At 47.6% G+C, this 17,183-nt stretch carries 15 protein-coding genes; 4 read left to right on the top strand and 11 right to left on the bottom strand.

All coding sequences use genetic code 11. The features are described 5' to 3' along the window. Positions 1-337 precede the first annotated feature (337 nt). The 3 genes from GF401_08630 (at position 338) to GF401_08620 (ending at position 3,367) form a co-directional block, all read left to right on the top strand. The gene (locus GF401_08630; protein ID MBD3345111.1) at positions 338-670 is read left to right on the top strand and encodes a PAS domain S-box protein; all 333 of its coding nucleotides are present in this window, start codon (positions 338-340) and stop codon (positions 668-670) included. 331 nt (positions 671-1,001) lie between these two features. Further along, complete coding sequence (gene msrA / locus GF401_08625; protein ID MBD3345110.1) at positions 1,002-2,081, top strand: peptide-methionine (S)-S-oxide reductase MsrA; 1,080 nt, start codon at positions 1,002-1,004, stop codon at positions 2,079-2,081. A 128-nt stretch (positions 2,082-2,209) separates the two neighbouring features. Continuing rightward, the gene (locus GF401_08620; protein ID MBD3345109.1) at positions 2,210-3,367 is read left to right on the top strand and encodes an aminotransferase class V-fold PLP-dependent enzyme; all 1,158 of its coding nucleotides are present in this window, start codon (positions 2,210-2,212) and stop codon (positions 3,365-3,367) included. 1 nt (position 3,368) lies between these two features. On the opposite strand, the gene GF401_08615 is transcribed toward GF401_08620, so the two are convergent. From GF401_08615 to GF401_08565, 11 genes are all read right to left on the bottom strand, one after another. Beyond that, entirely contained in the window at positions 3,369-3,827 is a 459-nt protein-coding gene (locus tag GF401_08615) for a redoxin domain-containing protein (protein ID MBD3345108.1), read from the bottom strand. Between the two features lie 9 nt (positions 3,828-3,836). Beyond that, the gene (locus GF401_08610) at positions 3,837-3,977 is read right to left on the bottom strand and encodes a redoxin domain-containing protein (GenBank protein MBD3345107.1); all 141 of its coding nucleotides are present in this window, start codon (positions 3,975-3,977) and stop codon (positions 3,837-3,839) included. Positions 3,978-4,340: 363 nt separating this feature from the next. Further along, positions 4,341-5,816, bottom strand: a complete 1,476-nt coding sequence (locus GF401_08605; GenBank protein ID MBD3345106.1) for a hypothetical protein — start codon at positions 5,814-5,816, stop codon at positions 4,341-4,343. Beyond that, complete coding sequence (locus GF401_08600) at positions 5,783-7,402, bottom strand: radical SAM protein (GenBank protein ID MBD3345105.1); 1,620 nt, start codon at positions 7,400-7,402, stop codon at positions 5,783-5,785. The genes GF401_08605 and GF401_08600 overlap by 34 nt, the downstream gene beginning before the upstream one ends. Before the next feature lie 21 nt (positions 7,403-7,423). Continuing rightward, positions 7,424-8,230 carry a hypothetical protein gene (locus tag GF401_08595; GenBank protein MBD3345104.1) on the bottom strand — a complete coding sequence of 269 codons (807 nt, stop codon included), beginning with the start codon at positions 8,228-8,230 and terminating at the stop codon, positions 7,424-7,426. Positions 8,231-8,254: 24 nt separating this feature from the next. Continuing rightward, complete coding sequence (locus GF401_08590; GenBank protein ID MBD3345103.1) at positions 8,255-9,094, bottom strand: DUF547 domain-containing protein; 840 nt, start codon at positions 9,092-9,094, stop codon at positions 8,255-8,257. A gap of 223 nt (positions 9,095-9,317) precedes the next feature. After that, a complete protein-coding gene (locus GF401_08585; protein MBD3345102.1) occupies positions 9,318-10,046 on the bottom strand; it encodes a PEP-CTERM sorting domain-containing protein in 729 nt (242 codons plus the stop codon). 349 nt (positions 10,047-10,395) lie between these two features. Next, positions 10,396-11,226: a CPBP family intramembrane metalloprotease gene (locus GF401_08580; GenBank protein ID MBD3345101.1), complete on the bottom strand. Its 831-nt coding sequence runs from the start codon at positions 11,224-11,226 to the stop codon at positions 10,396-10,398. Positions 11,227-11,379: 153 nt separating this feature from the next. Continuing rightward, positions 11,380-12,387 carry a 2-hydroxyacid dehydrogenase gene (locus GF401_08575; protein ID MBD3345100.1) on the bottom strand — a complete coding sequence of 336 codons (1,008 nt, stop codon included), beginning with the start codon at positions 12,385-12,387 and terminating at the stop codon, positions 11,380-11,382. A gap of 319 nt (positions 12,388-12,706) precedes the next feature. Then, the gene (locus GF401_08570) at positions 12,707-14,179 is read right to left on the bottom strand and encodes a hypothetical protein (GenBank protein ID MBD3345099.1); all 1,473 of its coding nucleotides are present in this window, start codon (positions 14,177-14,179) and stop codon (positions 12,707-12,709) included. A gap of 171 nt (positions 14,180-14,350) precedes the next feature. Beyond that, a complete protein-coding gene (locus GF401_08565; protein ID MBD3345098.1) occupies positions 14,351-14,599 on the bottom strand; it encodes a UPF0175 family protein in 249 nt (82 codons plus the stop codon). Between the two features lie 850 nt (positions 14,600-15,449). On the opposite strand from GF401_08565, the gene GF401_08560 reads away from it, so the two are divergent. After that, the coding region (locus GF401_08560; GenBank protein MBD3345097.1) for a hypothetical protein at positions 15,450-17,183 on the top strand (1,734 nt) is incomplete at its 3' end.

Genomic DNA, 17,183 nt, shown 5'->3' with positions numbered 1-17,183 from the left:
TCATTGAAAGTGAAGTTGATACGATTACCGGTATTGTAGAAAAACATATCCACAATGAAAAGGCGCCACTGGATAAACGTCAGATGATCGTAACGGAATTCTTTACCTGGATTATGCCTCTCATCAACTATGTTGTTTATGAAGAACAACTCCAGGGGCATTTTGGTATGAGTCATGAAGAGCTCAAGAAAAGATTTTTCGAATCTCTTAAACAGACTCATATCGCCTATCATAAAAAATATCTTCAATAATCACCTTCTCCAACACATGCCTGCCTTTTGATCTTTGTCAAGCATGCCGTACCTGTCGAACCTGACATATGTGACAAGGGTCTAATGTGGGGAAAGACGACAAATCTTCCCTGGACAAGACCGATAAAATCAAGAAACTCATGAGTGAAAAAAGAGCTCTTGAGAAACAATTGAAAGAGCAAAAGGATCGGTTCAACACCTTTATTTCCCACCTTGCTTATGGCTATGTGGCATTGAACAAAGATGGTATCATTACCTACGCAAACCGGAAATGTGCTCAACTGGTTGGTTATAGGTCAACCCGGGCGCTTATCGGCCGCCATTTCAACGATTTTCTCGATAAAAAGGAATGGGAGCGGGGGTTCCGGAACCTTGCCAGGGCAGTAACCGAATCGAATAGTGGTCCCCATCGGTACTAGGCTTATAAAAGAGATGGTTCATCCTTTTATGTTGAGGTCAATACCCTTCCGCTCAAAGAGAACGAGGAAATCGTAGGGTTTCACTCGACCATCAGGCCGTGTAATTGATACCTCTCCGAAAAATCCCCATCCCCCGAAGGTTTTTTTTGAGGTAATGGATTTGCCTGTTCCATAATTTCTCCCTTTCAAATGATATATACCGATTTTGTTCGACTATAACCGGTAATTTAAATGCCATTGTCACTTTTTTTTGTAATGATGGCCCGATTTTTGCGACTAAATATAAGAGTTTGAACAGGTAGAATGAAGTATATGCCACAAGGAGGTGTTTATGAAAACAGTATTGTCATTATTCGCTACAGGGGCATTTATCCTCTCCTGCAACGGTACAATTCCTCATAACAGTGATGCAATTGCAAGCGCCGAAGAAGGAATGGTGGTTGCAACCTTTGCCGGCGGATGTTTTTGGTGCATGGAGCCCCCCTTTGAAAAGCTGGAGGGGGTCAGTGAAGTTATTTCGGGGTATACCGGCGGGGAAGAAGACAATCCAACATACAAACAGGTTTCATCAGGAGCGACCGGTCATGTTGAAGCTGTGCAGGTACTCTACGATTCTACCCGGATCGGTTATGGAATGCTGCTTGAAACTTACTGGCAGAGTATCGATCCAACCGATTCGGCTGGCCAGTTTGCCGATCGGGGGAACCAATATGCACCGGCGATCTTTTATCACAATGATAAGCAGCGGATGCTTGCGGAGCAGTCAAAATCGAATCTGGAAATGTCGGGAATTTTCAGCTCTCCAATCGTGACCCCGGTTCGTCCGGCAGGGCCATTCTATCGGGCAGAAGAATATCATCAGGACTATTACAAAAAAAACGAGCAGCACTATAAAAAATATCGGGTCGGTTCGGGAAGAGATGGATTCCTCGACAGCCGATGGGGTGATCGTGATACGGTTAATCTCGTTTATTCAAAGCCACCCGAGGAAGTCATTAAAAACAATCTGACATCGCTCCAGTACAAAATTACGCAACAAGATGGAACCGAACCTCCCTTTAATAATGAATACTGGGATAATAACGATGATGGTATTTATGTCGATATTGTTTCGGGTGAACCACTCTTTTCCTCTGCTCATAAATTTAAATCGGGCACCGGGTGGCCGAGTTTTTATAAGCCCCTTGTTGATGAAAATGTCATTGAAATCAACGGTAGGAATGGTGGTATCAATGGAGTTGAAGTCCGCAGCAAGTATGGAGATTCTCATTTGGGCCATGTCTTTAATGATGGTCCTCCGCCCACCGGCCTTCGGTATTGTATTAATTCCGCCGCGCTTCGGTTTATTCCCAAAGAAGACCTCCAGGAACAGGGGTATGGAAAGTTTGTATCGGGGTTGAATGGGGGATAACAGTACCCCCTTGTATTTTCAAAATAGTACATAACTTGCAAAAGTTATATTATCGTTCTTAATCTTTTGTCTTTGAAAAAGAACAAGGGACGATACAATAATACTCGCCCGATAGAAAGGTTTCCCTGATGCTGAAGAGAGAACCCGAATTGTTTCCGATTAAGAAAGAATTCATCTATCTTTCCCACTGCAGTGTTTCTCCACTGTATTACCCGGCCTTTCTCAGAGAAAAGGAGCTTACCGAAGAACATTGCAGGAAAGGCATTGCGGGCAACTATGGATACCGCGAAATTCTTCAGGAATTTCATGAGGCAGGAGCATCGCTTTGTAAAACAGAGCCGACAAATATCGCTTTTATGAAAAACACCACCGAAGGCATTTCTCTGATTGCCAATGGATATCCTTTCGAAGCCGGGGATCAGATTGTTGGTTATACCCACGAATATCCGGCCAACTACTATCCCTGGAAGATGCAGGAAAAAAAAGGCGTTGAATTCATCGAACTTCCCAACAGGGGGGGAGAGAAATCAGAGACTGGATCTGAAATGCCCTTTGGCTGGTCCTTTGATGATCTCGAGCGAAGCGTCTCTTCCCGAACAAAGATCGTCGCTCTCAGTCATGTCCAGTTCACCTCTGGGTTTGCCGCAGACATAAAAAGACTGGGTGAATTCTGTTATGAAAAAGGAATTGATCTAGTTATCGACGCTGCCCAGAGCCTCGGAACGCTTCCTGTTTATCCTGAGGAATACCATATCTCAGCGGTGGCGTCATCGGGGTGGAAATGGATGTGCGGTCCCTTGGGTACCGGTATTCTGTATACCAGTCCAAAATTAAGGGATAAGCTTCAGTACGCCATCGCCGGTGCCGACATGATGAAACAGGGGACCGATTATCTGGACCACCGATGGAATCCTGTCTCCGATGCCGGACGGTTTGAGTACAGCACTGTTTCACTTTCCCTTGCGGCGGGCTTGACTGTCTGTATCAATGAGCTTTCGGTGAAATATGGTCTCGAAACGATTAGGGATGAAATTTTCAGGCTTCAGGATATCATTATTAAAAATCTCGACCCCGATAAATATGGTACGCCCGGGTTACCTGATACAAACAGGTCGGGCATTCTTTCCGTGCTTTGCAAAAAAGAATCGTCCGATAAAATTGCGGCCTCACTGGCCGAACAAAAAATTATCTGCAGTCCGAGAGAGGGCTATCTGCGTATCGCACCTCATTTTTATACCGATGATGACGAGATTTATCGAACGATATCATTTTTGAATGGCCGGTGATTTAATCGAATGCCCTGGCTGTTTTCCAGGTTTCCCATACCTTTCCCACAAGCTGGGGACCGGGTTTGAGCGTCTCTTTTCCCGGTTTCCATCCTGCCGGTGTTGCTTCGGTACCCTTACTTTTCCGTACATGCTGGAATGCCGTCAACTGGCGAAGGGCTTCATCAACACTTCTTCCGACCGATGGTGTCAGTATTTCGTAGCCCTGGATAATACCATCCGGATCAATAAGAAACCGTCCCCGATTTTCAACCCCCACATCGTCATCGTATACCCCGTATGCCGTTCCAACGTTACCGCCGGGGTCCGAAAGCATCGGATAGGGGACTCCACCCGTTGCCATATTCGACACCTCTTTATCATTCCATACCTTATGGACAAACATGCTGTCCACGCTCATGGAAAGTACCTCGGCGTCGAGTTTCTCAAATTCGCTGTATTTTTCTGCGACCGCAGAAATTTCAGTCGATCAGACAAAGGTAAAATCACCGGGATAGAAAAAGAGCATTACCCATTTCCCCCGGTAATCCGATAGTTTAACATTAGTAAATTGTCCTTTGTGGTATGCCGGCGCCGTAAAATCTGGCGCTTGTTTTCCAACCATAACCATAATCAATCCTCCCTGTTTCATAGAAGATACTACTCTTCCCGGTTTCTGTTGTTTTCATTTCTAATCTACTACAAACACCGGTCCGTTTTCAATCGATAGGACAAAATTATTGGATTTCGGGAAACTCGATTCGGGCGCTCGATAAAAAAGGCGGACCGGGCCGAAAAATCCGGAGATTTTCTTCCAACCATAATCATAGATTTGACCTCCTTTCTTTGAGCGGATTCTTTGCTTTTTCGGGCATAAGCATTCTCCTTTAAATGGTAAATGTTTTATAAATAAAAGTCCGGTACCGATACGGGCTTGTATTTAATTCCCTGTTCCCAAATTGCAGGTCATGAAACGTGAATATACAATAAATCATTATGTTTGGTGCTCGTGATAACGATGCGCCCTTGTCTCGGGCTTGAGCAAATATACCGGGCTCATGTAGTAGCCGGAGTGATGGATACCGCATATTTTATAATGCTTCTTTAGTAACCGCACGATACTATCACCTCCATACCGGCGATCGGTCAGGTAGAGGTGCGGCGCAATAATCAGGGAGAATTGATGAGTTGAAATTTTCTTTTCGATTTCGGGAAATGATGTTATCCCGGTTTCTCTGACCTGAAAAAGGGAGTTGAACGGGGTATACAACGTTTTTCCCGCCTTATAGGCCTGCATGTCATGAACCAGTGCATATATTTCTCCCGGGCTCGATGCGATCAGGCGCTCGATCTCTTTGATAACGCTTTTGTCGAGTCTGGATGGAATTACAACGGGCCGGATCGCGATAATCAACTGCGCCACCAGAAGTAACGGGATACAATACTGCCAAAACGGTGTGCTTAATTTGTTTAAAATAAGGTGTGTTCCACCCGCAGCAGTCAGCGACAAAGGGATAAGGGCAAAGGCGAAATTACTGACCGAGCCGCCGGTGGTGGCATAGCTGAACAGTGCAGCCGCGCAGGAGAATGCTGTGACCCAGAAAACCGGGTTTGTATAATTGCGGCGAAAAGAGAGTAACCAGGGTATCGATGCCGCTATAAAGAAAAATCCATTCTTGAGAAGAAAGTATGCTCCGTGAACCAGGCGATACCCAACGATCCTGTAGGTTGACGGTATTTCGAAACAATATGCGTAAAAACCACCGTTGGTAGCGACGTTTGCCGCGTAGCCAATGCCGATACCCGCAGCAAGGGTTGTCAAAAAGGGTACTACCATTTTTTCCTGCATTATCAGAAAGCCGCTTATGCTCAGGGCTGCAAAAAAAACGATACCGGTCTGCTTTACATAAAAGGCAAGCAGCGCAAATGCCAGGGCGATCCACCATTTTTTCATACCTCGACCGGGCAGTGTCGCAAAGTAGAGTGAGAACATGCCGAGCAGAAGGCACAGGGCATTGGGATGGTATTTCTGAAAGGTATGACCGGTTAGCGATTGGGAAGCCAGCGCCAGCAGCACTCCTGTCCAGACCGGAAACCGCGGCAGATGCATGTTCCTCGCAAGGACAAGGCCGGTTACCAGAAGAATACCGGTAAAAGAGAGAATAGAAAGCAGTCTTCCGGTCCAAAGCTGCGCGCCGAAAAGCGCATTGAGCGGTGCGCCAAGCAGTTGCATACCGAAAGTATACGGAATGCCGGTCAGATGATCGGGGCTTATGCGGGGATACGGATTTCTCCCCCGGCTTATCAGTTCGGTCTGATAGCACATGTCCCATTCGCCCCAGTCCTTGTGTTCGTACGGCCAGGTCAGCGAAATCCAGACAACGGTTCCCAGGAGCACCAGATGGATCGCGCCCAGCGCTGCCGGAAGAACAATTGTTAATGGAGAGATATGTTTATGAAATTGAGGCATACTGATACGGTCTGTTTTATCTTTTGTAACGGCATTATTCCTGCAAAGCGGGCGCTTATTTTCAGGTCGGCAGCTCGTTCCCCAACTGCCGCTTCTGTTTTAATGGTGCGGTTTCGAATCGTATCACGCATATACCGGTTGAACCCCGCATAGACTGCTTCACAGTAGAGCACCGGGTTTCGCTGTCGAATGCCGGTGATCAGATCGTGATAATAAAACCCGTTGCTGATCCAGGAAAATATGATAAGCAGTAAATAACGGGGATACCGGAGCCATCCGAAAATAAGCCCCCGGTAATGTGAGAGAAAATGTATTCGCTGAAGAAATTTCCGGGCCCGGGCATGATCATCGGGAGAGAGCCCGCATGAAAGCACCGGGCCGCCTCCTGATTTCTGGGAGTAGCCATGCAGGTGAAGCCGGGGGCTGATCCACCCGTTGTCTATAGCCCGGCGCCATATCGGTGCGCCCGGATAGGGAATCAAAGAAAACACCTGGGTCAACGACGGTTTCAATTGTCGTATCAGTGATGCTGTTTTTTCGATACTTTCCCATGTTTCGGCCGGCGCACCCACGATAAATGAACAGAGGAGCCTGACCTTGTTGTTGCGGATAATCCGGGCCGCCCGAATGAACGTTTCGACCGATTCGCCTTTGTTAAGTTCATCGAGCACCAGCGGGTCCCCGCTTTCCACACCCATGTCGATTTGAATGCATCCGGCCTGCTTCATCAGTTTCACCATCGACTCCGAGATACCGTCGGCCCTGCACTGACATCCCCATCGCATGTGCAGGTTTGATTCGATCAGCGTACGGCAGAAATGTTCGGTCCAGGTGTTATTCGATGCAAAGATATCATCGGCAAAATAAACGGCGGTAATACCGAATGTTGAGTGAAGATATTTCATCTCTTCGACTACATTCTCCACCGAGCGTCGTCGGCAGTGCTTTCCCGTTACTGATTTTGAATCGCAGAATGCGCATGCATACGGACAGCCGCGGGAGGTAATCATGGTCGCAGTACCGGGGCGCACGAGACCGCGTATGTTTCCCGGCGGAGAAAAATAAAACTGGTGACAGTCAAGAAGTGTCCGGTCGATTACGGGAAGCGAATCGAGATTTTCAACCGGGGGAGGGGGAGAGGTCTGGATATAGGTGTCTCCCCGAAGGTAGCCTGTTCCCGGAATTGAATCGAGCGCCCGGCCTTCGGCATGAGCGGTACAGAGCAAGGGAAAACTCACCTCGGCTTCGCCGATTACCACGATGTCCAGATCACACTCCCTGAGTGTCTGTTCGGGCGTCGATGAGGTATGCACGCCGCCGGCGCAGTAGAGCGCAGACGGATACCGGGCCCGCAGAGTGCGGTTTATCTCGATGACTCTCGGATATGCCGGCGTTTCAAACCCGTAACCAATAATATCGGGCCTGAATTCGAGTGTTTTGTGCATATAGTAATCGTTGTCATCGGGAAAAATATCCAAAACACGGACATCAAAGCCATGCTGCCTGCAGACTGTGGCCAGCAGGAGAAGGCCCAGGGGTTCCATATTGTCGTAATTGATTTTCGGATGAAGCAGCAATATTTTCATGAGAAAGTAAACAACGGGCCTTTACCATAAGTATACATTGTACGATGCTCCGGCGCTGATAACCGTCTGATTGTTTTCCCAGTCGGTTCCGGATACGGCTTTGCCGTAACCTGCTTTCAGGCTTATTTCTGTTTTGTTCGATGGCGTCGTTTTCAGGGACAGCGAGGGCAGCAGGCCGAAAGATTTCCATTCCGGCGTGCCCCAGTCGGTATCGGTATAGTAGCTGAACTGAGGGAACAACTCGAAGCCGATTTTTGTTTTTGCGGTGAGTGCCATCGATGCCGCGATACTCAGATAGGAGCTGAATGAGTAACGCCCGAATCTGCCGCCCTCGGGGATACCGGTGATGCATGTCCTTCCCAGGAATTCACCGCCGATGGTTAATTTGTCGTTCAGGAATGACCCGATCCGGTATCCCAGCCCGGTCAGGAGCTTGATGTTTTTTGAGCCGATCCAGGCCGTATGGGAGGTCGGATACCCCATCGGAACAGCAAGGCCCAGCCGGGGCTCCACCGGCCCGAGTCGTTTGCCGAAATACAGCGATAGATCAGCAGGATATACGGCATAGCGCAGGCTGTCACCGAAATCTTCGAAAGTTACCATCACGGGGAACCCGGCATAGGCTTTGACGGCGCCGATATGGTAATACAGCGAAAATTTTGCCGTGTTGAAATATGAATCCTTGCCGGTTTCACCGGTATTGTCATTGGTCGTAATCCATGTCCCCAGAGAGAAAACACCAAGATCGAGACCGAATGCAGTTTCTGCTCGGGAGGGCCTGTACAGTGATATGAGCAGTACGATAAGTAGTATCAGTTTTTTTTTCATAGCATCCGGTTCCCACCTATGCACTTACCGGTTATTAACTGTCCAGTCGTAGGGTACAAATTCAAGTGCATTATTCTGTACCGCTGCTTTTTTCGATTGATCGTTGAGATAGCTTGCGATAAAATCGTTTACTGTTCCCCCGGCTTTGCGGGAGAGTCCTGTTTCGGATGCCGTATCCCGCACGAATCCCTCGAAATCACTTTTGTACCAGTTGAATAGCATGCTGACCCGGACTGTTCCCGCCGATGGAATAATTGTGTTGAACTCATTGTTGTTTATAAATTCGAAGGTGTTTCGGTCGAGAATCGCATACAAACTGTCACCGGTATAGGCCCGGTTGATAAGCGGCGGGCAGCTCAGTGCCGCACAGACCAACGCAAAATGGGTGCGCGGTTCATTGAATTTTTTTATGTACGATGGATTTTCTCCTTTTTCGAGCTTATCAAGACTCGTATAGATGCCGGAGACGGCAATTTCCTGCGAAAAGAGCTGGAAATTATGCTGCGGCTGGGGAGTCAGGCCGTAGTTCTGAAGGTGATAGATTACCAGGATATTATAGCTGTTGATCCAGTAGGCCAGAGAATCACGGGGTGACTGCAATCCGGACATATCAAAAACTGCGATACTGTCGACCAGGTCTTTCAAGAGCGGATCTTCCCAGAAATCCTCATAGTCTACCAGACCACGATCTTCAGAGACATAGGTGTTCATCAGTGTATCGGTTGCATGGATAATAAAAGACAGATTTGTATTGTCGGCCGCATAGCTCCGGTTATTTGCAAGATCGATGGTCCCCGAGCAGCAAAGGTGGGTGCAGGCGATCAACGGGAGAAACGTTGAAATTTTCGCTGATTTTTGCCTCATAATCTCACTTTCCTTATCATATCTGTTAGGCAAAGCATAAAAATTCTGAATTATTCAATGCCTTAATTTGCAATGTTCATGCCATCACTGAAATCAGCCTGATTTAATACGGCACAAATGGCATCATAAACCGAAAGCAAATGGATTGGTGAGATAAAAAAGTAAAAGACCGCTTTGAGTATACAAGCGGCCTTGATGTGCAGATTTTTAGCGGAATACCTGATTATTTTTCGTATTTCCGTTTTCTCATCGCTCCTGCTCCAAGCAGGAGGGTTCCCAGGAAAAGAAGCGACGCCGTTCCCGGTTCAGGCACCGTCACCTTCGCGAATTTCATGGTCACTTTCATGTCTTCAGGACCCGGCTCATCGGTCCAGTCTAAATCGATTTTCCCGCTTAAATCCAGCGATGAAAATGCCGGATTATCGGTATATAATGCCCCGCCGAATTCTCTGTCGGATGTCCATACATGGTCACCGCTGTTGATATCGGGAAGGCTCTCCGAATTCAGTACCAGATCGCTCAGTGTTATCTCCCTTGAAGGATCGGATTCTGTTCCTTTGACGATTGTGGATACTCCGACCCCGTTGAACGAGGCAACACCGGCAAGGCTCGTGCTCAGTGGATCGCCGTTAATATCCGTGAGATTGTCTGCATCGAATGTGAGAATATCGGAAGCATCATCATAGGTCAGGGTGAAATCCATATCGTACGCATCAGTGGCGTCGGTATTCCACTCAAAATAGCGTACCGTACTCCAGTCAACCGAGCCTTCTTTGATAAACACAATCTCCCAGTCGTACTGACCGAGCCCCTGACCGCCATAACGGACAACAAGCTCAGCACTTTCACTCATAACCCCGGGCACTTCACCCGTATACGAGACCATCGGAATCGGGTCCGCCGATACCAGAAAAGCAGCGATCAGCAAAAACGCAAGTGCTTTTCTTTTCATAGTAACCTCCCCATCATAAAAGAGTTTAATAAAACGGATTTTATCAGAGCCTGCACAAAGAGATCAAAGAGAAGCAATTTACATGCCAATTAAATATGATTTATGCGTATTTAAATTAAACAGAGCATTTGTTTAATTTTTATTTAAATTTTTGATATTATGAGTGAGAGTAATGGATTATGTATTTAATTTCAAGACACAACCGTTTGGGCATATCTGTGTTAAATATGCGAAAATGACAACGAGCAGTAGCAGATTTGCAAAAAAATTATCATCGTAACGGCATTTCCTGAGCGGCAGTGGGGGAAGCGGTGGAGAAATGTCTCCATTAATTGTATCCTATTATCCATCAATTCCCCTGCATGGGAACGATCAGCTTGTGCCGGAAAACCCAAACCAACGCATTCGCACCAACCAGCACAATAAATCCTGCCAGTCCGGTTCCACCGATCAGAAGCTCATTGCCGCCTTTCACGTAGACGATCGAAATGCCGATAGAGGCGTTGATTGAGCCATGGAGGATCGAAGCGGCTATTACCGAACCTGATTTCATGCGGACAAGCGTGAACAGGGGAGCCCACAGAATACAGAAAATGATCATCATGAAAACACCCGCCACGGGAAAGTGAGGGTAATTGTGTCCCTGAAGAATCAGCGGGGCATGCCAGATTCCCCAGGTGGCGCCGGTTAATAACGAAAGACGCCGGAATCCCAGGTGTTTCCACTCTTTGTACAGAAATCCCCGCCATCCGAGCTCTTCACCGAACCCAGCGACCGCATTGACGGTAATGGCCGCAATGAGCGCCTGAAGGATCATTACATAAATCGGGGCTATCGGTATGGTTTTCATCTGCTCCTGCATCTGCGCGTACTGCTCAGGCGTCATGGTCTCCTGAAGCCGCGCCAGAAAACCTTCCATCTCCGGGGCAAATTCAACTCCCGGCAAAAGCAGGCTTACCCCGAATGTTGCCCCAGCAATAACCGGCGGGAGAAGCCAGGCAACCGCAAACCACCGGTTCAATTTGAATCGAATAGCCAGCGGCTCTTTCAGGTTCTCCCGCATGACAAGTTTCTGCGCGACAATCGCTGCAATCATGGGCATGAACATATATGCAGTCGCCACCGCCAGCGCAGCCGGGGTGTTCCACTTCCCACCAAGCAGCGGATAGAGAATGCCCATCAGCCAACTCAGCCCGAAACTGAGTGCGAGATACGCTATAAGCCCGTTTTTATTCACTGTAGTATCCTTTCTTTTTGAACCAGGACGAGGACGATTGTTGTTCCCCTCGTGCGTTCGTGACTTCGTGCGCTCGTGCGCTCGTTCCTGCCCCCATCACCCGCACTTCGCACACACCTCATTGGGCAGTTCATTCTTTTCAAAAAAGAGTTTGATATTCTCCAGTGTCGTTTCCGCAATCGCGGTGAGTGCTTCACGGGTGAAAAAACCCTGGTGTGAGGTTATCAGCACATTCGGGAATGTAAGAAACCGTGCTAAAATATCATCGGTAATAGTCATGGATGAGTAATCTTCGAAAAAGTAATCGGATTCTTCTTCGTAAACATCCAGCCCGGCCGAGCCGATACTTCCTGATTTAAGGCCTTCGACCAGGTCTCGTGAATCGATCAACGCACCTCGTCCGGTATTGATAATCATCACCCCTTTTTTCATTGTATCGATGCTTTTTTTGTTTATCATATGCTTTGTATCGGGTGTCAATGGGCAGTGAAGGGTGATAATATCCGATTCCTTGTAGAGTGTATCCAGGTGATGATACTCAAAGCCATGCGCCTGTGCATAGGAATCATCAGGATAGGCATCGTAGGCAACGATGGTCATGCCGAATCCTCTGAGAATCTCGATAATCGCTTTGCCGATTTTCCCGGTCCCGATAACCCCGGCGGTCTTGCCGTACATATCAAAGCCCATCAGGCCGGATATGGCGAAGTTATTGTCTCGAATTCGATAGTACGCACGGTGGGTTTTGCGATTCAGGGTCATCATGAGCGCGGCCGCATGCTCGGCTACGGCCCGGGGAGAATAGGCCGGCACCCGCACCACAGGGATTTTGCCCTGCGCCGCTTTGAGATCCACATGGTTATAGCCCGCGCTCCTGAGCGCAATGAGTTTGATACCAATCCGGTGAAGCTCTTCGATGACTTCAGCGGAAAGGGTGTCGTTAACAAAGGGACAGATGACTGTGTGCTCATTCGCCAGCTTGACAGTCTTGGGGGTGAGCTTGTTTTCGAAATAGTCGATTGCATAGCCGTAGCGCTTGTTTATATTCGGGAAAAAATCCCGGTCGAACGGCTTGGTGTCGAAAAATGCTATGGATGGTTTCATGAGAACAGACCTTTCAAATTAATCCTTATTGCAAACGGTGCCTCTTCAGGTAATATACTATGATGTCCTGAAAATTGCTTGAGTGCGGAAAAAGGATGGGACGGGGGGAGTAACAGAGCCTGATAATTCCCGACAGACTTCTTCCCATGCGAAAGGCTTTCGCATGGATACAAAAAGGCATTTTCAACGTGGGGTTTAAGGGGATGGCAATCCCCTTCCATTAATAACAAGAATAATAGCAAATCCATCTGGAATGGGCCGGGCGCCCCTTCATCAATTACCTGATGGAGATTTGAGATTCCGGATCCTCGCAGGTTGTTTAAAAAAGACTATCCATTGTAAGGAAATTGTCGATAGCTGAGGGCAGGCCGGGTGTTTTTTCAATGCCGTAGGTGGTGATCATTGTTGTGACAATATGATAATTTGTTTTTGTAATTTGTTTGAAAAGCCGTTTTTTTCGTGAAAGGATATCAAGGTAATTTTTCGATGGTCTGTAGATATCGGTTGAGAATTTTATTTCGCACAGGTTAATAGTCCGATCAGACCGTTCTATTATAAGGTCAATCTGTGCCCCCCGCTCTTCCACACCTTTTTCGGGCATGTGCCGCCAACTGTTTTCAAATGTTACCACGCCGCTGATTCCGAGTGTTTCTTTTATTTTGTCGATATGTTTCAAGCAGATTCCTTCAAATGCATACCCGGCCCACGTTTTCCATGACTGCAAATTGGATTTTTTCAGCCAATAATCAGGGGTTTCTGCAAGAATCAGTTGCTCTCGAACCGGCTCTATCCATTGAAGATAAAACAGCGCATATTCGTCAATGAGACGATAAAGTTTCCCTTTATGTCGTTTTTTCCACGCTGGTACTTGCAGTATGAAACCGGCTTCTGAAAGTTCCTTTATCGCAATGCTTGCCTCGCCGCCCGATTCAAGGCCGGCAGCACCTAAAATTTCATCACGAGTGGCCCCCTTTTTAAGCGAAGCAAGCGCGTGGATTATTTTTAAATGTGTTTCATGCTTATCGAATAAAGAGCTGAACAGGCGGTCGAATTCATCGATAAGGAATCCGTCTTTTCGAAAACAGAGATTGTTGATTATCTGGGCCGATGAATCGCCATTGTTTATCAAGGAAAGATAAAAGGGTATACCTCCTAATGCCATATATGTCTCAAGGATATGACGTTTTTCCAGGATGATACCGCGTGATTCCAGGTACTGCTGAGTTTCACAAAGGTTAAATGGAAGCAGTCGGATAATTCGGGTTATTCGGTTGTGGAGGCCGCCCTTGTTGCTGATAATTCTTTTTATTATCCATGAGGCGGCAGAGCCGCAAACAATCAGAAGGAGATTCGCATAGCGTGATCTGGAAAAGTATCTGTTCCAGTGATAGTCCATTGATGCCGTAAATCCGGGGTCATTTCGATCAATCCAGGGGAGTTCATCAAAAAAAATAACGATTTTGCCGGAGGGATCCCGGCTAATTGCGGCATCGACAGCCTCTCTGAGCAATCCGAAACATGCTTCCCAGTTATCCGCTGAGGGTTTTTCTTTTCCGCCATAAAATTTGTACGAAAGCTCACTTAAAAATCGGGCAATATGGACTTCATTCGATGAATCTTTTGAACCGATTAATTCAAAGAATATCCCTTTCCCTTCAAAATATTCGCTGATAAGAAAGGTTTTCCCCACCCGACGTCTTCCATACAACGCCAGAAATTCCGGCTTTGTCGAATTAAGTAGATCGTGAAGGATTTTTTTTTCGGTTTTCCTGCCGATTATTGAGGTTTCCATAGATCACTCCGCCAAAACTTATAAATAAAGATAACATATGGCGGAATAAAATGCAATATTTCCGCCAAATATATGTTTTAATTAGTAGATTTGGACTGCAGCCGAATTCCGGTCTAATTCCCAACAGACTTGGTAAGGGGAGAAGTGTTGCTGACAACGACCATAATAGATCTAAAGTTTTTTAATTTCGTTTAGATCATTTTCTAATTCATTGTCATCATAATGCGCCGGAACTTTTCGTGCTGCACAAATCTGCCTGAATTCCCATAATGACATATCCGCCAATTCTCTGGCTTTTCCAATTGAGAGCCTTCCCTGACTATAAAGACTGATAGCCAGCTCTATCTTGGCATCTTTCACCGACAGGTGGGCGGAATCCAGAATATCCTGTGGAATTTGCAGTGATGTCGTAGCAGACATAGATCAACGCTCCTCAAGATTTGCCATACACACCGATAAATAATCTGTTATAATTATAAAATTCAAATCTCATTGCAGCCAGTAAAATAGTATTAAACAGTGGATTACGCTACTTTTCCGCCCTTAAACCCGGTAAGGTAAATGCCTTTTATATCCCCCTTTACATACCGTACATTCCGGGCGGCCCCCATGGGGCCGAAACGATCCGGATATTGCTAATCGACAGGATCGTGCAGAAATTATGTCGGTGATGTTATGTATGGGCGTTCAATTGAACGCCCATACATAACCCTGCATAACGGACATATGAACGTCCCACAACCAGCGAAACATGCCGCATCTCATGAGGCGGGGAATAGATTGGGGTGGTTGGCCTTTCATTTCTACAGACATACCGGCTCTAGCGAGCCTGAGAATCCGGAATCTGCCGCTATTTTTCTACAGACATGCCGGCTCTATCGAGCCTGGAAATCCGGAATTTGCCTTTTTTGCTGAAACCTGAACACCCCAACACAACAAATGACAACCATTCAACCCCTCAGCCGCAAAACGATCAATCAAAACCGCTAATCAATTACCATCGTGACCTCGTGCGCTCGTTCTTCCCTCTTCCCTCGTCGCGTCGTCGTGTCGTCGCGTCGTCGCGTCGTTTCCCACCCCCCCCAAATCTGTGACCGCAATCACAAACATATCATTTAATACGTTAAATTTCCGTAATTTAATTGACTTAAATTCAGATTTCAGGTACAATTAGATAGATATATACAATTATATAGCATAAGGAAATTCAGGTGTCAATTCCTGTGTTTATGCCTGGATTATTTTGGCGTGATTGAAAAAAAAGTTTATAATGACAGCAATGCCCGCTAAAAAAAGAAATATTCAGTCAAGCATCGGCAAGCATAAACCGCTCATGGCCACACTCCTGCTGGTATTGACGGCTGGTGTTTTTGTTTCCCTTTGGGCGGCGATCGGGTTTGACGCCAGCTCGAGCGGGTCGTCAAGCAGCACAAATACCTGCTCGTGGAGTCATACTATCGGCTCTAACGACAATAGGGTGCTTATCGTCGGGGCTTCGGCAGCGGATGCAGGCGAAGGCTCAACCGACAACCAGGTCACTAGTGTCACCTATAATGGGACTAGCATGACAAAAATAGCTGACGCAGGCCCTGCCGGGGGATGGGGAGAAGATATCGAAGTCAGTCTCTGGTATGCCATTGAATCCAGCTTGCCGGCAAGCGGCGGAGCGTATACTATAGCGGTAACCTATAGTGGAACTAATAATAATAATGCCTGCGCAGCAATCAGTTTGTACGATGTCGCCCAGCAGGCTCCTGAAGCGAATAATTCATCATCAGGACTAAGCGGTACTCCCTATTCCAGTTTCAGTACCTCGGTAACGACACTCACCGATGGCGCCTGGATCGTTGATGCTCAAACAAACAAAAAAGGCACCGGTGGTTATAATACTGCGGTTCCTTCTACAGGCCAGCAAAATGAAAAAGAAATTGTAAATACTTGGGCTGGAGTAGGTATGTCCACAGAGTCTAAAGCAACCGCCGGTTCCGAAAGTATGGGGTGGGGAAGCTTTAGTACTAATCCGGAGCTATACGGCCATGTTCTTGCTGCGTTTGCTCCCGTTACAAACAATGCGCCTTCCGTAAACCTCGATTCCTACTCGCAGGGAACCGGAGGTAATGGACAAGTCACCGTTCAATATGATCTCAGTGACGCTGATGGCGACAACTGCAAACTCCTGATCGAATACTCCTACGACAATTCCACCTGGTACCAGGCATATATCTCGAGTGCTTCCACCGGAACGGTCAACAATACCGGCACAGGTACCGGCGCATCGACCGGCCAGATCACCGGCATCACCACCAACCGGAGCAATGTAACGTTTGTCTGGGACTCCGATAATGCCGGGAACGAAAATGGCGCCTTTACCGGTGAAGACGCCTCGGTGTATATCCGGGTAACTCCCAACGACGGGACCATTGACGGCACCACTCAGACCTCTGCGGCCTTTACGGTCGACAATCAGGATCCGTCCGTATCCACGGCAGTCCATTTTGAAACCGATCCGCCCGTCGCCGGTACCGGCTTTCAGCTCGACGCCGCTTTTACCGACGGTAATCCCAATACCAATACATTCTATTACGATCTCAACGGCGCCGGCTACGACGCCGGTACGGCTGGTGACGGTAACACCGCCAACCCCTCACCGGTGACACTTTCCGTAGCGGTCAACGGCGACGACTATTTCGATGCAATCAGGTGCATTCACGTTGACGATTACGGGAACAGCACGACCACCGAGGTCACCACCGATAGATGTGTCAAGCCGTATCAGCCTCCCGCGCCCACGGTGGACAATGCCACCGCAAGTACCGCGGATGTACAGGTGAACGAGCATGCCTCGGAAGCAAGCGGGTTATCGTATGCCATGTATGTATCGCCGGCAGTGAGCGGGAACAACTGGGTGCAGACCAACGGCTCGGTTGGCGCAAGCGAAGCATGGCAGACCGCGGCTGCGTGGGGGACCGTCACGGTTACCGGTCTCAGCTCACCAACCACGGAG

It is taken from the genome of Chitinivibrionales bacterium, assembly GCA_014728215.1.
Classification (GTDB): Bacteria; Fibrobacterota; Chitinivibrionia; order Chitinivibrionales; family WJKA01; genus WJKA01.
This window is presented reverse-complemented; position numbering and strand designations above follow the sequence as displayed.

Bases quoted from the DNA above. Each gene is read 5' to 3' on its own strand.
- GF401_08585 (MBD3345102.1), bottom strand. From the start codon at position 10,046: ATGAAAAGAAAAGCACTTGCGTTTTTGCTGATCGCTGCTTTTCTGGTA.
- GF401_08580 (MBD3345101.1), bottom strand. From the start codon at position 11,226: ATGGGCATTCTCTATCCGCTGCTTGGTGGGAAGTGGAACACCCCGGCT.
- GF401_08575 (MBD3345100.1), bottom strand. From the start codon at position 12,387: ATGAAACCATCCATAGCATTTTTCGACACCAAGCCGTTCGACCGGGAT.
- GF401_08600 (MBD3345105.1), bottom strand. From the start codon at position 7,402: ATGAAAATATTGCTGCTTCATCCGAAAATCAATTACGACAATATGGAA.
- GF401_08620 (MBD3345109.1), top strand. From the start codon at position 2,210: ATGCTGAAGAGAGAACCCGAATTGTTTCCGATTAAGAAAGAATTCATC.
- GF401_08605 (MBD3345106.1), bottom strand. From the start codon at position 5,816: ATGCCTCAATTTCATAAACATATCTCTCCATTAACAATTGTTCTTCCG.
- GF401_08610 (MBD3345107.1), bottom strand. From the start codon at position 3,977: ATGGTTATGGTTGGAAAACAAGCGCCAGATTTTACGGCGCCGGCATAC.
- msrA (MBD3345110.1), top strand. From the start codon at position 1,002: ATGAAAACAGTATTGTCATTATTCGCTACAGGGGCATTTATCCTCTCC.
- GF401_08590 (MBD3345103.1), bottom strand. From the start codon at position 9,094: ATGAGGCAAAAATCAGCGAAAATTTCAACGTTTCTCCCGTTGATCGCC.
- GF401_08570 (MBD3345099.1), bottom strand. From the start codon at position 14,179: ATGGAAACCTCAATAATCGGCAGGAAAACCGAAAAAAAAATCCTTCAC.
- GF401_08565 (MBD3345098.1), bottom strand. From the start codon at position 14,599: ATGTCTGCTACGACATCACTGCAAATTCCACAGGATATTCTGGATTCC.
- GF401_08595 (MBD3345104.1), bottom strand. From the start codon at position 8,230: ATGAAAAAAAAACTGATACTACTTATCGTACTGCTCATATCACTGTAC.